This window comes from Vibrio sp. QJM3NY_21, from assembly GCF_057785975.1.
The window spans coordinates 590927-604892 of record NZ_CM173513.1; the positions used below are offsets into that span (position 1 = coordinate 590927).

Here is a 13966-nt window from a genome sequence, read left to right on the forward strand (position 1 = left end):
AGAGCGACCTGATGGTCGCTCTTTTTTTATCTAATTCAGGACTAAAAGTAGTTGGCCTACAGTAGGCTAAAAGCAATTAGATCATCATAGGCCAAATCAACTGGCCCTAATAATCAATAGCTAATAACCAACAGCTAATAACTAGTTAGTCGCGATAGGCTTTTTAGTATCTTCACTTGATACGGTGTCGATGGTCGAGCTAATGTAAGGCACATTCGTCAGGTTGATCTGCAAGCGAACCACATTATCAATCAGCTGAACCAGTGGACCCCACTTAACCTTTTTCTCTTTCTCGAACACGTAGTTGAAGTTTTCTGGTGTCCAATCCATTAGGTATTGCGGATTTAGTGAGCGACCAAGGAAGCGTACTTCATAATGCAGGTGTGGCCCGGTTGAGTTACCTGAGTTACCACAACTCGCAATCACATCACCTTTACTAACAAACTGACCGCTGCGAACTTTGAATTTTTGTAGGTGCGCGTAAGAACTCATGAAGCCGAACGAGTGACGCATAGTAATAAAGTTACCGAAGCCTTTTTTACTTGGGCGTACCGTTTCAATGACTCCATCTGCAGGCGCGACAATATCTTCACCACGCTTACATGTCAGATCGATACCAGTATGTACATGGCGTTTACCTGAAATAGGGTTAGTGCGGCTACCATAAGAAGAAGATATACGTTGATAAGCCATAGGACTGTCGTTTGGAATCAAACGGAACATCGTCGCTCTTACTGCTGAATCTACCGCAGCCGCATCAATGCGATCTTCTAAAGAGACATCATCGGTAAGCAGCTCTTCATCGGCAAGGCCAAGTACTGATTCCACATCGAATACACGTTTACCAAGCAGTTGAATGGTGCCTTCTTTCTCGGTGAGTGTTTGTGATAACGAGTGATTGGTTTCTACCTGCTCAGCGTAAAGAAACTCGGTTTGCTCTTTTTCAACAATCAGCGTTTCAATCAACTGTTGTGCGTCGCCCGCTTGCATTGCGAGCTCTTGTTTACCTTCGAAATGCATGTATGCAGCTCCGCCAATTAACAGCGGCACTGAAAAAATCGCAGTGGTGCACATGAGCACGGCTTTTCGGCCGAAGTAAAACGTCTGTTCCCCATTGTTAGAGGGAATAGTAATGGAAATTTTTTTAGACATGGTTCTGTATTAACTAAATGCTTCTAATAGAAAAAGGTAATGGAGATATTATTCCTGACCTAAATCGGTAAGGTGTTCAATCTCTCTATAAAGCAGTTCATCGTCGCCGACATTAAGCTCAACAAGGCGCTTAAGGTGGCTAATACTATCAATATCTAAATGCTCTATGCGTAAACGCATTGAGGTATTGATGGTAGAGACTATCGTTGCTTCTAACTGAATATTGATATCACTGTTGGTGAGCTTAAAGCTGACTTGAACAGGAGCATCGTGGCTGAGTTGCTGCCATTTATCACATTGAATGAGTAAACCATGGAGAGATAAGTCTTGCACTGAGCCTGATACATTTACTTGTCCTTGTGAGATCTCAGTCGGGACTTGATAAATAACTCGTGAAAATTGACGTCTTTCAAGCATAGGTAATTTCTCTATATCAATAGGTAAATAGTAAGCCAGATATATCAAAGGCCGCTATTATCGCGGCCTTTGTTCAAAATACAAGCTAATTTACTTAGTAATACGCTTGTACTTGATACGGTGCGGTTCAGCCGCTTGTGCACCCAGAGTCTTCTTCAGCCACTCTGTGTACTCAGTATAGTTACCTTCGTAGAAGTTAACTTGACCTTCATCACGGTAGTCTAAGATATGGGTCGCAATACGGTCAAGGAACCAACGGTCATGCGAGATAACCATTGCACAGCCAGGGAACTCAAGCAGCGCTTCTTCAAGTGCTCGTAGAGTTTCGACATCAAGGTCATTGGTTGGCTCATCGAGTAGCAGTACGTTACCGCCCGCTTTTAGCAGTTTCGCTAGGTGAACACGGTTACGTTCACCACCAGAAAGCTGACCGATGATTTTCTGTTGGTCGTTGCCTTTGAAGTTGAAGCGAGAGCAGTATGCACGAGCAGGGATTTCGAAGTTGTTGATCTTAATGATATCAGCGCCTTCAGAGATCTCTTGGAATACTGTTTTGGTGTCATCCATGCTGTCACGGAACTGATCAACAGAAGCAAGCTTAACCGTTTCGCCTAGTTCAACTGTACCTGAATCTGGCTGTTCTGCGCCGCTTAGCATCTTGAATAGTGTTGATTTACCTGCACCGTTGGCACCCACGATACCGACGATAGCGCCTTTAGGCATGCTGAACGATAGGTCATCGATAAGAACGCGATCACCAAATGACTTAGTTAGGTTCTTAACTTCAAGTACCTTGTCACCTAAACGCTCGCCTGGCGGGATGAACAGTTCGTTGGTTTCGTTACGCTTCTGGTATTGGCCAGTCGTTAGTTCTTCAAAACGAGCCATACGAGCTTTAGACTTAGCCTGACGGCCTTTAGGATTCTGACGCACCCACTCAAGTTCTTTCTCAATAGTCTTTTGACGTGCGCTTTCGCCTGATTTTTCTTGTTTCAGACGCTCATCTTTCTGCTCTAGCCAAGATGTGTAGTTACCTTCCCATGGAATACCTTCACCACGGTCAAGCTCAAGAATCCAGCCAGCAGCGTTATCTAAGAAGTAACGGTCGTGGGTAATTGCCACAACAGTACCGCTGTAATCAACAAGGAAGTGCTCAAGCCAAGCAACTGATTCTGCATCCAAGTGGTTGGTTGGTTCATCAAGAAGCAGCATGTCTGGCTTCTCTAGAAGTAGACGACAGATCGCAACACGACGACGTTCACCACCTGATAGGAATTCGATTTTCGCATCCCACTCAGGAAGACGAAGTGCGTCAGCTGCGCGCTCTAGAGCTGTCTCTAGGTTGTGACCGTCTTTTGCTTGGATCAGCGCTTCAAGCTCGCCTTGTTCTTTAGCAAGAGCGTCAAAATCTGCATCTGGTTCTGCGTAAGCTGCGTAAACTGCATCGATACGCTTAAGCGCGTCTGCAACATCAGAAACCGCTTCTTCTACGATTTCACGAACTGTTTTTGATTCGTCTAGTACAGGCTCTTGCGGTAGGTAACCGACTTTAAGACCTTGTTGTGCACGAGCTTCACCATCAATATCAGTATCAATACCAGCCATGATACGTAGTAGGGTAGATTTACCTGAACCATTTAGACCCAAAACACCGATTTTAGCGCCAGGAAAAAAGCTAAGAGAAATGTCTTTAAGAATTTGACGCTTAGGTGGAACAGTTTTGCTCACCCGAGACATGGTATATACGTATTCAGCCATTGCCGATCGATCCTAATTTATTGTTCAAAATTGTCGGCTATTTTATACCAATATCCCCAAAGATGTTACTCCTAGGACAGAAAAGCCATTCTTGAACTAATCCTTACCTATTATTGTCACATTGGTCATTAAAACTATATTTAATAAGCTTCTGAGGCGAAGTGTTAAATATTAATAATATTTACACTCAAACTCTTTACATTTGATGTGATGTCGGGCGTAAATAGACTTCACGTATTCATACACGCACTAAGGAAAGAGCGAATGTTTTTCCGCATTGGTAATACGAAAATTGCTGTGGCTGCATCGGCAATTTTGTCTTCATTTTCACTGGCTCCGATGGTTATGGCTAGCAATGCCTCCGAGCTTGAAATGCAGCGTGATGTTTATGACAGAGCGCAAGAGGTTTTAGACAACCGTGATCTAGAAGCTTACTCTGCGCTACGTAACAAAATTCAAACATATCCGTTAACGCCTTACACGGATTATCGTGCCTTTCTCATAGGCCTAGGTGATCGCACACCTGTTGAAGTCGATGCTTTTATTGAAGAGAGTAAAGCGCTGCCATTTTCGAATCGTATGCGCGCACCTTACTTAGATTCATTGGCCTCTCAAAAGCAATGGCAAACGATCCTTGAATTTCAGACCCAAGAGCCAGTTGGTGAAAAATACCAATGTATCTATTATCGAGCGCATTATGAGCAAGGTAATCAAGAGATCGCCTTTAAAGGGGCGAAACAGCTTTGGTTAAGTGGCAGTGGTGTTGATGACGCTTGTGATCCACTTTTTGAAGGATGGGATAAAGCCGGTCTAAGAACGGATGACCTGATCCTCGAAAGGATGCTGTTAGCGTTTGAAGGCCGTAACGGTAAGCTGATGACCTATCTGATTAAGCAATTAGATCATGATGAGTCAATTGCTCAAGCTAAGCAGATGAAGGCGCTGTACAACAAGCCTGAAAATGTGCTCGCGTTTGCTAAGAAGCACCCTGCGAATGAATTCTATCAAGCTCAAACCGAATTTGGTTTCGAGAAGCTAGCAAGGAAATCAGCAAGCAGCGCTCAAGAGGTTTTTGATGATGTTGTGAAAGCTCAAAAGTTTTCGAAAGAAAAATCCCAAGAGCTAGCGGACTACCTAACGTTCCGCTTGATCAATACCGACTCTGAAGAGTTGATGGCGTGGCGAGACAAAATGCTCGAGAGTTCATCAAAGCAAGTCTTGTTGGAAAGACGTGCTCGTTTAGCTATTCAGCATGCAGATTGGACTGGCTTGAAAGAGTGGATAGCGCGCTTAGATGATAAGCATCAGGCTTCGCTTCGCTGGCAGTATTGGCAGGGTAGAGCAGAGATAGCACTCGGTGATACTGCTAAGGGTAACAAACGACTGTCAGATATCTTGGGTCAGCGTAATTTCTACAGTGTGGCTGCGGCTAAGCAGTTAGGTAAGCCAGTTCAGTACCCAACATCGACACTCAAATACAACGCTGAAACAGTAAAGCCATTTGAGACTTCTTTGGTTCGAATCGGCGAGCTGATTGACCGAGATAAAATTGCGGCAGCGAAGAGTGAATGGCGTTGGTTGTTAACCAATGCTGATAAAGATCAGAAATCAATGCTTGCCGCTCATGCTGCGACGCAGCGTTGGAACCACTTTACAGTGACTGCGAGCATCTCTGCGAAGATGTGGGACAACATCGCTTTACGCTTTCCTGTTGCTCATAAGTGGTGGTTTAACTTCTACGCAGAAAAGCACGATATAGACCCGATTACCTTAATGTCTTTAGCGAGGCAAGAGAGTGCGATGGATTCAGAGGCTCGCTCTCCAGTTGGCGCGCGTGGCATCATGCAAATTATGCCAAAGACGGCGCAATATACGGCTAAAAAACATAAGATTAAGTACCAGGACAGCGATGATCTTTATGATGTCGGCAAGAACATTGAGATTGGTAGCCACTATCTAGATGGCCTATTAGCTCAATATGATAACAACCGTATTTTTGCATTTGCTGCTTATAATGCAGGCCCGAGTCGTGTGAAACAATGGCGTTCACGCAGCGATGAAAAGCTCGATGCATTTGCTTTTATCGAAATGATTCCATTCAAAGAGACTCGTGGTTACGTTCAGAATATCTTGATGTTTGAGACCTACTATCGAGATATCTTGGGCGAGAAAGGGGTGTTTTTAGCGCCCCATGAGGCCGAAACGAAATACTAAGGGGTCGGTACTTTCTCCGAAACTGAGTAATATTAAAGGCAGTGAGTGCGAACCAGTTCCACTTGCTGCCTTTTTACATTGGATCAAAGCAAGTGTTTCGGTATAAAGTGTTAAACGCTTTCAATCATTAAGCGGCTACTTCAAGCCAAAATTTAAAAGTAAGTGTAGAGATATGGCATCACAACCTGAATATGAGAATTGGCAACAACTAATGGATTTGGTAAAAACAGCGGCTGAGAAAGATCAGCATGAACTGTTGTTGACCATGATGATGACACCTGATGAGCGAGACGCTTTGGTCGCTCGAGTGAATATTCTTTGTGAACTCATGAAAGGGGACATGTCACAAAGACAGGTGAGCCAAATGTTAGGTGTGGGTGTGGCTACGATCACGCGAGGCTCTAATGAGCTAAAGGCTAAATCTGAGCAAGAGAAAGCGGCAATTGCAGAGCTGTTACTCAAGTAAGCATTTAAACAGTAAGCCTTAAGAACTTGATAAAAACGCTAACCATAGGTTAGCGTTTTTTGTTTTTATCCCGCTTAATGTTATTACCTCTAGAGAGGCGAAATATCGTGTTTCTTAAACAAGACTAAGCAGGGAAGTGCTTAGGGTTAACAAATGGGATCAGCGCTAGTATTAAAGCCTGGCTATATACAGAACTGCGAGATAGTTGGTTATGTGTCAATAAGCCAATCGCACCGCCTTTTTGCTTGATGTTGTCGGTGCCGAATACTTCATCCATCACATCACCTAGCTCATTCGCATGCTGGAGTTTATCAAGCACAACGGGTGGCAGCATCAAGCTTGCAGATCGAGATTCTCCGCGCTGACCGTTTGCTTCAACGACCATCCAAGCAAATGTAACCTTTCCTTCTATTCCAGACTCTAATCCAACATAAAAATCCGCATCAGGTTGAGCTTGAGTTGCGTTGTGAACGCGATTTACCGCACCTTGATAGGTTTCGTCGTTGCTCATCGGTTGATCGGCGACACCGCTAGGGACGCTGATGCCTTTGAAATCAAATTCAGTATCAGGAAAAGCAGATAAGAATGCACTTTTAACGGCGTTAATTTTAGCTGGGTTCAGCGATGCGATGATTACAGATTTCATGTATTGGATTCTTTTTGTTATCGATTAAATTGAGTTGATGCTGTCGGTACCAATCACTCAGTTCTTCTAATGGCATAGGTTTACCGAAGTAATAGCCTTGTAGCATATCGCACTGTGCTTCTTGCAACCACTGATGCATGCTTTCAGTTTCGATGCCCTCGGCTGTGACCTTCTTACCCTGAGCATGACATAACCCGATAACCGGTTTCACTATGTTCTGATTATCGGTCTCAATTAAGGTGTCTAAAAAGGCTTTATCGAGCTTAATTTTTTGAGTTGGATACTGCACCAGTTGAGTGATGGAGGTGTAGCCAGATCCAAAGTCATCAATGGCTAATCGATAGCCCATATCAGATAGTTCGTTAAGCAGCGGAAAGCCTTCAGAGTTTGAGTAAAAGGTTTCGGTAATTTCAAAATCAATCAAACTTGGCGGAATTCGATTTAAATCGGCGTGCTCTTTGATGAAGTCAGCAAGATCAGTCGTTTCAATCCCAGCAGAAGATAAGTTAATCGACAACTGAATTGCGTGATCAAACTGAGCCTGAAGTCGATGAAAAGAAGCAAATGCATTCTGAATGACCCACTGATCAACCTGATCGAATAATCCAGTTTGCTCGGCAATTGGAATGAATTCATCAGGTGGAACCAAGCCTAGTTGCTCCGAATTCCAACGTAATAACACCTCAACACCAATAACATGGGTTCCTGTTGAATCCATGTACGGCATATAAACGAGCCTAAATTCATCATCAAAGTTCTTGTCTCTGAGTGCGCGTTCAATGTTTGCTTGGCGTTGAATCGCTTTGTCTAAATCTCGTGAATAGTCAGCAAATTGGTTTTTACCTGCGCGTTTGGCTTGGTACATCGCGGTATCAGCGTTCGACAGTAGCTTTTCGATGGAGTGGCCATCATTGGGGTAGGTAGCAATACCAATACTGACCGTGATCGGAAAGCTCCCTGATTCTGTGATAAAACCTTTTTGTAGTGGCGTCAGTAAGCTATCAGAGAATCTATGCGCGATATTCCCTTGGCGAGTAGGCGCGTTAATGTACACAACGAACTCGTCTCCAGAAAGTCGGGCTGGCATACAATGAGCGTCAAACTCTGTTTTATAGTGGCTACAAATATCTGAAATACGCTGAGCAAAACTGACTAGAATGGAGTCGCCGATTTGATGTCCATATTTGTCGTTCACAAACTTGAAGTTATCTAGGTCAAAGTAGAGAACCCAGGTTTTGGTATTCGAGCTAGGCTTGGGTAATGATTGCTGAACGAAGGTTTGAAATTGATGCCTATTGGCTATTTGGGTTAATTGATCATTCTCGGCCAATAGCTTGGTCTGTTGGTAGGTGTTATCTAACTCTTGGTACATGTCATAAAAACGCTGTGATAGGCGGCCAAGCTCATCACGAGTGCCTAAGCGTTCGATGTTCTTACGTTGTTTTTTTTCGACTTGCTGCAGTTGTCGGTCGAGTCGTGTTATCGGGGATATCACACTGCGAGACAAAAGCATGAGTAGCAGAGCAACCGTCACAAACGCGGATAGTGCAAAGGACAAACTCAGCTTATTCCAAATTGATTCGAGCTTGTTTTCCAATAGGAATGGCGCTGGGTCAACTGTGGCGTATAGTTCTGGCGCAAGCTTGACTGAGTGGGTGACATTATTTTCCAGAGAAACCGCTATAGATGTGAAGAATAAGCTGGTTTGGTAGTCGAACTCTATCTGTTTTCTCAGCGCATTAAATTTATCGAGAGAGACTGACACAACAACAAAGAACACATCGTCGGGGTGATTGTTTGCGGTTGGGAAAATCGTTTTTTTGTCTACCTTTTCGTAGTGAACCAACATCCCTTCACCTTGAGAGTTTTGAATATAGTTGGTACTTGATGCTGCTAAGGTGTCTTGATAGTACTGATCCACAAAATCCAATATTTTGCTGTCAATCTGAGTGCGTGAGTCGCTGTTATTATCAGCGTAATAACTCAACTTTCGCTGACTATTGAGAAGCGCTAACCCGGTATAGCTTTCATCGTCATCTTGCAAGAAGTGTATGGCTTCTCGAAGGTTACTAACCAGTTCAAGATCGCGAGATAAGTTTTGTTCAGTGAGAAAGTAACGCTTCACCATGTCACTTTGGGTCAAGGTGTAAGAGTAGCTATTTAGGAACGAGCGAGACTGTCGAAAATATCCTGCCAACTTTTCCATGTTCAGCTGAAGTGCGTTGTCTTCGCGTTTGATAAAACTGCTTTTCTGCGTTGAATAAATAATATAGCTAGAAGCTGCGGTACTGATCAGTATCACAGGGGTTATCAGTAGTAAGATTTTCGTACTTAGCTTCATAGTTAATGACAACACTATTTATAATTTAAGCGCGTAAGTTTATGTTACTTAATACTTACTCGCTATTAATTACACGTAGTTCGATGATTTCCTGTGAAGGGGGTAAGGTTTTGTCTTTATTGATAAAAAAGCCACTAATGAGTTTTTTGTTAAGAAGGTGTTGAATGGTGTGGGTTGGAAGGCATGTACAGCCAGTGAAATAATCGAGTCATGTCTCAGGAATACGTAGTGTGAGTATTCCTGAGTACGAGTTATTCCACTAGCCGCTGGTTTTAGCATTTGGCCTACTGTAGGCCAAATGCATATAGCAGATTTAAACTTATGCCAGCTTTAAACGTTTGTTCGTTAAAAACTTATGTTCGCCAAAGCTTATGTTTGCCAACAGCTTATATTCGCTGAAAACTTATGTTTGTTAAGAGCTTATGTTTGTTAAAAGCTATGACAACTTAACCTGCGTCGCTTTGATGTTTTCACTTGGATAACAACCCAACACTTTTAGGTGACGAGTAATGGCAGTTAGTTCTGTTATCGCTTGCTGCATATTATCTGCATCCAAGTGTGCTTCTAAATCAACGTAGAACATCTCTTCCCATGGGTTACCCATGATAGGACGAGATTCCAGCTTAGTCATGTTGATACCCAAGCGTTGTAGGATTAGTAGAGTTTCTACCAAAGAACCCGCCTCTTGAGAAGTCGACATGATCAGTGTCGTTTTAGCTGGGATTTGAGTTGATACTTCTACCGGCTTACGCGCCACAACGATGAAACGAGTGTGGTTCTCAGTTTGGTTTGCAATGTTGCCTTGGATTGGCTGAAGCCCATAAAGCTTGCCGCTCGATGCATTGCCAATTGCTGCCACATCATCGCCCTCCAGATCTTTAACCTTCTTCATTGCATCAGCTGTACTTGCGCAAGACTCAAGGCTGACACCTTTAAGACGACTCAAAAATTCGCTGCACTGTTGGTGAGGTTGTGGGTGTGAATAGAGGGTTTTGATGTCTTCTAAACGAATATCATTTTTCGCAACTAAGCAGTGTTCGATAGGCTGAGACAGCTCACCCACGATGTATAGCGTTGTATGTTGCAGAAGGTCATAAACTTCGTTGATTGAACCAGAACTGGTGTTCTCAATCGGCAGCACACCGTAATCGGCATGACCAGATTCCACCGTCGATGCCACTTCTTTGAAGTGATTGCAGTTAAGCTCTATCAATTCCATATTCTTGCGGCTGAAATATTCACGGCTAGCAAGATGAGAATATGAACCTTTAGAACCTAAGAATGCAACTCGAGCCAGAGGTTTACGGCTTTGCGGGTTCGCTAGGTTTTGTAAGTATGACTGCTGTAGTAAAACCGAATCTTCGATGATGGTGTGAAACAGTTTAGTAATGTACTGCGCATCAAGCTCATATTTATCTTTGCCGTTGTTAATCAGCTTAACCAGAAGCTGCTGCTCACGAACGGCATCGCGTACAGGTTTTGATGTTTCTACCTTGCTTTTCGCAACTTCGATACTGAGTTTGCGACGTTCGGAAAGTAAACTCAGCAGTTCGTCATCTAAATCATTAAGACGAAGGCGGATATCATCCAGTGAAATTGAACGGTCAGTCATAAATGTGTCCTTATAAAAAAGCCTCCCTAGTGTGGGAGGCTTCTTGTTCGTTTTTGACTTGTTTTTCTAAAACGACTCAGCCTCCGATTTACGGAAGAAAAAAGAAGTCAAAAATAAACAAAGATTGAGTGTGCATAAAAAGTGATTTTTTTATGAATGTTTAAACACAATAAGCAAGCGAGCTACGAGCGTCAAGCAAAAAAATAGCGCCCTGAGGCGCTATTTTTTAATCTGTTCTCTTTCCTTATTCTACTTCAGCTTCTAGCTCTTCGATTTCAGGCTTTTCAGCGCGGCGCGCTTCAGGTTTATGGCGTAGCTTGTTGAGTTGACGCTCTAGTTTTTGTTCTACTTCGTTGATAGCTACGTAGAGGTCGTCATGGATTGATGAAGCAACAAGTTGGCCTTTTGGTACGGTTAGAACCGCTTCAAATTTTTTCTTCTTGTTTGGTTCTTCGCTAAAGCTCGCTTGGCAGCCAATGATGTCTACTTGCCATTTATCCAGCTTTTTAAATTTGCTTTCTATGTGATCACGGATTGCAGAGGTAATGTCGATGTTTTTACCAGTGATGTTCATTTTCATAGAAGTTTTCCTCTGTTGTATCCCTCATGGGTTAACTTCAGATTACGACTTTCAGGAATAAAGAATGTGATCTAGATCTTGTTTTGGTTGGGTGGGATAAGCATTAAAATCAAATGTGATCTCACGCAAGTCTTAGTATCTTTTTGGCGAAAAATGCTTGTTATCTCTATGAAAAACGATAACTTGGAGGCAAGGCTTCGCTAAAAATTAAACCAGTTTTTAGGGGCGCCTTACAGCTTATTGAAAGTGTTTGATTGAAATTTACTCAATAGTGTTTTGTGATGTAGATCTCGTAATGTATATCGCTATATAAGCTTTCTCTGAATTTGATAAGCAAAAGCCGCATAAGTTTTCTTATGCGGCTTTTGTGTTTTTAATTTACCTTAGTACCTTAGTACCTTAGTACCTTAGTACCTTAGTACCTTTGATCCTCAGGCTCTTAGGGTTTAAGACAAACTAATCGTTGGTTTTTAGTAGTCTCGCTGTCCCATTTTCTCGGATAGCATTGATAGCTTGTAACTGCTTATAGATTACAAAGTAACGGTTGATGTTGGCGACATAGGTCACCGGTTCTTTGCTCACGTATTTACGAGTGATGATTTCTACGTTTTTAAACCAGATGTTTGGGTTGTAACCTTTCTGCTTGGCAATGCGCCTCATCTTTCTGATCTTAGCAGGACCAGCGTTGTAAGAAGCCAAAGTGAAGTAGATTTGGTTATCTGGCGTAATGGCAGGGTCGTCAAAATACCTGTCCTTAATGAAACGCATGTATTTCACGCCCGCATGGATGTTGTTATCCACCTTATGTATGTTTTTGATGTTGACGTTTTTGTCTTTGGCGGTACTCGGCAACACCTGCATCACACCAATTGCCCCGCGATGAGAAACCCTACTCTGATCAAGTCCTGACTCTTGGAAACCTTGTGCAGACATCATCAAAGGGTCGAATTCGTATTTACTCGAATACTTTTCAAAAACATCTGACAGCTTAGCCACTCGGTCTATTTTATTTGGGTTGAGCGCTCTACCTAACCAGCGAGTGTTGTCGATGTATTTCTGATAGATAACATTTCCAAGTAGGGTACCTGTTCGTGCCGTCTTGACGTATTTGTTGATCTCTTTTTTTAGTTGAGGGCTATTTTTTCTTAATGCCCACGCTATTTGGCCATTTTCACGTAAGGGTAAATCGTGATGGACCTGAATGTTTTCCATTACGTCAGTCCATAACTTTGCTTTATGGCTATCTAGGATTGTGCCTTGTATATAGCCTTGGTTGACCAACTCTATCAGCTCGTAGTCTTGCAATGACTCCTCAATAAAGTGGACATGCAGCGGTGGTAAGTCTAATTCATTCAGTTCTTTATTGACTCTTTGTACACTCTCGAAGTAACTCGAACTTGCACGGATCCAAACCTCTTTACCGCTCAGTTGCTTGATTTCGGTGATAGGAGCTGAGTTCTTTCCTGTGATAATCAGTTCTTTTCCATCTTTAATCATTGGGTCGGAAAAATCGATGATTCGCAATCGCTTGTCGGTGATCGTCAGGTTCGCGACAGCGACGTCGCCATAACCAGATTCTAATGAGGGAAGTAGATCATCTCGCTGCACTGGGATAATTTGAACATTGAGGTAGGGATGCTTCTTACGAAGGCTCTTCTCAAAGTGGTAGAGCATTTCAGCCACGATGCCTTTTGGTTTGCCATCCTCGATATAATAAAAACCAAGATCAGCAGACACGAGCACTCTAACCGTCCCTTTGGTTTTGAGCTCATCTAAGTCACCCATGTAAGGCTTGTTGCTTAACGGGGACAGTTCTAATGCGTAGGATAATTGGCTAAATAGCGATATCCAGATAAATAATAACAACCTACTCACATCCACACTCCATGTTGATGTTTTGTTAAAAGTTATCTTTTGAAGATACCGTGTATTATGCGATTCATCAAGTTTACGAAATTAAGTTCAAAAAAAACGCGCTAATAAATTAGCGCGTTTTCGAATAAATATGACAACGTTGATTAAGGCAGTGGGTTTAACTCAATCAATTTTTCTGTTCTTGAAGCTGCGTCTTCTAAACCTAGTTGTTTATAAGCTTCTAACTGAATATCCAAAGACTTACGTGCAGCAATGGTGTCTGGGTAAGTCTTCTGCAGCTCTTGTGTTCGGTTTACAGCTGCAATCCAAGCTTCACGGCGTAGGTAGAAATCAGCGGTTGCTAAGTCATACTCTGCGAGGCGGTTCTTAAGTGCGAACATGCGTTTTTGCGCATCTTCCGCATAAGGGCTGCTAGGGAAGCGTTCCAGTAGTCGTTTGAAGTCAGCAAACGCGAGTTTCACTGGCTCTGGATCTCGGTCACTACGGTCGATATTAAAAATGTCGTGCATGAAGTTACGGTCTTGTGCCATGTGCGTTAGGCCGCGCATGTAAAGCACCCAGTCTTGTTTTTCATGAGTCGGGTTTAAGCGTAGGAATCGAGAAATGGTGGCAAGGCCTAACGCCAAGTCATCATTTTTGTAGTAAGCGTAAATCAGATCTAGCTGTACTTGTTCCGAATAGGCGCCGAATGGGTAACGAGAGTCTAAAGCTTCTAGCTTTTCGATTGCAGAAAGCCAGCTACCGCTCTGTAGGGACTCTTGAGCGTCAGAGTAAAGAACCGATGGTGGTACATCCGGTACTATTTCTTCAGTACTTGAACAGCCAACTAAGAGTGATACGGCTAATAGACCCGATAAAGTAAGGTGTTTCATGTCAGGCGTCGATTCCTTGAATTAAATATTTCG

At 43.0% G+C, this 13966-nt stretch carries 11 protein-coding genes and 1 other annotated feature; of the genes, 2 read left to right on the forward strand and 9 right to left on the reverse strand.

From position 1 onward, the window contains the following. Nucleotides 1-141 precede the first annotated feature (141 nt). The 3 genes from AC3CID_RS02615 to ettA form a co-directional block, all read right to left on the reverse strand. Entirely contained in the window at nucleotides 142-1152 is a 1011-nt protein-coding gene (locus tag AC3CID_RS02615) for a M23 family metallopeptidase (protein ID WP_488526906.1), read from the reverse strand. A gap of 48 nt (nucleotides 1153-1200) precedes the next feature. After that, nucleotides 1201-1569, reverse strand: coding sequence for a PilZ domain-containing protein (locus AC3CID_RS02620; RefSeq protein ID WP_065105649.1), 369 nt, complete (start codon nucleotides 1567-1569; stop codon nucleotides 1201-1203). A gap of 90 nt (nucleotides 1570-1659) precedes the next feature. Then, nucleotides 1660-3327 carry an energy-dependent translational throttle protein EttA gene (gene ettA, locus AC3CID_RS02625; RefSeq protein ID WP_017110510.1) on the reverse strand — a complete coding sequence of 556 codons (1668 nt, stop codon included), beginning with the start codon at nucleotides 3325-3327 and terminating at the stop codon, nucleotides 1660-1662. Between the two features lie 264 nt (nucleotides 3328-3591). On the opposite strand from ettA, the gene sltY reads away from it, so the two are divergent. Together sltY and trpR are read left to right on the forward strand one after the other, a co-directional pair. Then, nucleotides 3592-5541, forward strand: coding sequence for a murein transglycosylase (gene sltY, locus AC3CID_RS02630; protein ID WP_488526907.1), 1950 nt, complete (start codon nucleotides 3592-3594; stop codon nucleotides 5539-5541). A gap of 172 nt (nucleotides 5542-5713) precedes the next feature. Beyond that, nucleotides 5714-6007: a trp operon repressor gene (gene trpR, locus AC3CID_RS02635; protein WP_017084809.1), complete on the forward strand. Its 294-nt coding sequence runs from the start codon at nucleotides 5714-5716 to the stop codon at nucleotides 6005-6007. Between the two features lie 124 nt (nucleotides 6008-6131). Here the strand turns inward: trpR and yjjX are convergent, their stop codons facing one another. From yjjX to AC3CID_RS02665, 6 genes are all read right to left on the reverse strand, one after another. After that, complete coding sequence (gene yjjX / locus AC3CID_RS02640; protein WP_004735037.1) at nucleotides 6132-6653, reverse strand: inosine/xanthosine triphosphatase; 522 nt, start codon at nucleotides 6651-6653, stop codon at nucleotides 6132-6134. Next, a complete protein-coding gene (locus AC3CID_RS02645; RefSeq protein WP_065207264.1) occupies nucleotides 6616-8994 on the reverse strand; it encodes a putative bifunctional diguanylate cyclase/phosphodiesterase in 2379 nt (792 codons plus the stop codon). Before AC3CID_RS02645 ends, yjjX begins: the two co-directional genes overlap by 38 nt. Before the next feature lie 436 nt (nucleotides 8995-9430). Then, nucleotides 9431-10606 (reverse strand): prephenate dehydratase, encoded by a 1176-nt coding sequence (gene pheA, locus AC3CID_RS02650; protein ID WP_004735035.1) that lies wholly within the window; start codon nucleotides 10604-10606, stop codon nucleotides 9431-9433. Nucleotides 10607-10618: 12 nt separating this feature from the next. Continuing rightward, nucleotides 10619-10740, reverse strand: a sequence feature (Phe leader region). 110 nt (nucleotides 10741-10850) lie between these two features. Further along, entirely contained in the window at nucleotides 10851-11186 is a 336-nt protein-coding gene (hpf, locus tag AC3CID_RS02655; protein WP_004735034.1) for a ribosome hibernation-promoting factor, HPF/YfiA family, read from the reverse strand. 456 nt (nucleotides 11187-11642) lie between these two features. After that, complete coding sequence (locus AC3CID_RS02660; RefSeq protein WP_339373939.1) at nucleotides 11643-13067, reverse strand: MltF family protein; 1425 nt, start codon at nucleotides 13065-13067, stop codon at nucleotides 11643-11645. 137 nt (nucleotides 13068-13204) lie between these two features. After that, nucleotides 13205-13933 (reverse strand): outer membrane protein assembly factor BamD, encoded by a 729-nt coding sequence (locus tag AC3CID_RS02665; RefSeq protein WP_004735032.1) that lies wholly within the window; start codon nucleotides 13931-13933, stop codon nucleotides 13205-13207. Nucleotides 13934-13966: the final 33 nt, after the last annotated feature.

What these genes read in the sequence shown, in the direction of transcription:
- sltY (WP_488526907.1), top strand. Translation starts at nt 3,592, where the DNA reads ATGTTTTTCCGCATTGGTAATACGAAAATTGCTGTGGCTGCATCGGCA.
- AC3CID_RS02665 (WP_004735032.1), bottom strand. Translation starts at nt 13,933, where the DNA reads ATGAAACACCTTACTTTATCGGGTCTATTAGCCGTATCACTCTTAGTT.
- yjjX (WP_004735037.1), bottom strand. Translation starts at nt 6,653, where the DNA reads ATGAAATCTGTAATCATCGCATCGCTGAACCCAGCTAAAATTAACGCC.
- AC3CID_RS02615 (WP_488526906.1), bottom strand. Translation starts at nt 1,152, where the DNA reads ATGTCTAAAAAAATTTCCATTACTATTCCCTCTAACAATGGGGAACAG.
- hpf (WP_004735034.1), bottom strand. Translation starts at nt 11,186, where the DNA reads ATGAAAATGAACATCACTGGTAAAAACATCGACATTACCTCTGCAATC.
- ettA (WP_017110510.1), bottom strand. Translation starts at nt 3,327, where the DNA reads ATGGCTGAATACGTATATACCATGTCTCGGGTGAGCAAAACTGTTCCA.
- AC3CID_RS02645 (WP_065207264.1), bottom strand. Translation starts at nt 8,994, where the DNA reads ATGAAGCTAAGTACGAAAATCTTACTACTGATAACCCCTGTGATACTG.
- pheA (WP_004735035.1), bottom strand. Translation starts at nt 10,606, where the DNA reads ATGACTGACCGTTCAATTTCACTGGATGATATCCGCCTTCGTCTTAAT.
- trpR (WP_017084809.1), top strand. Translation starts at nt 5,714, where the DNA reads ATGGCATCACAACCTGAATATGAGAATTGGCAACAACTAATGGATTTG.
- AC3CID_RS02620 (WP_065105649.1), bottom strand. Translation starts at nt 1,569, where the DNA reads ATGCTTGAAAGACGTCAATTTTCACGAGTTATTTATCAAGTCCCGACT.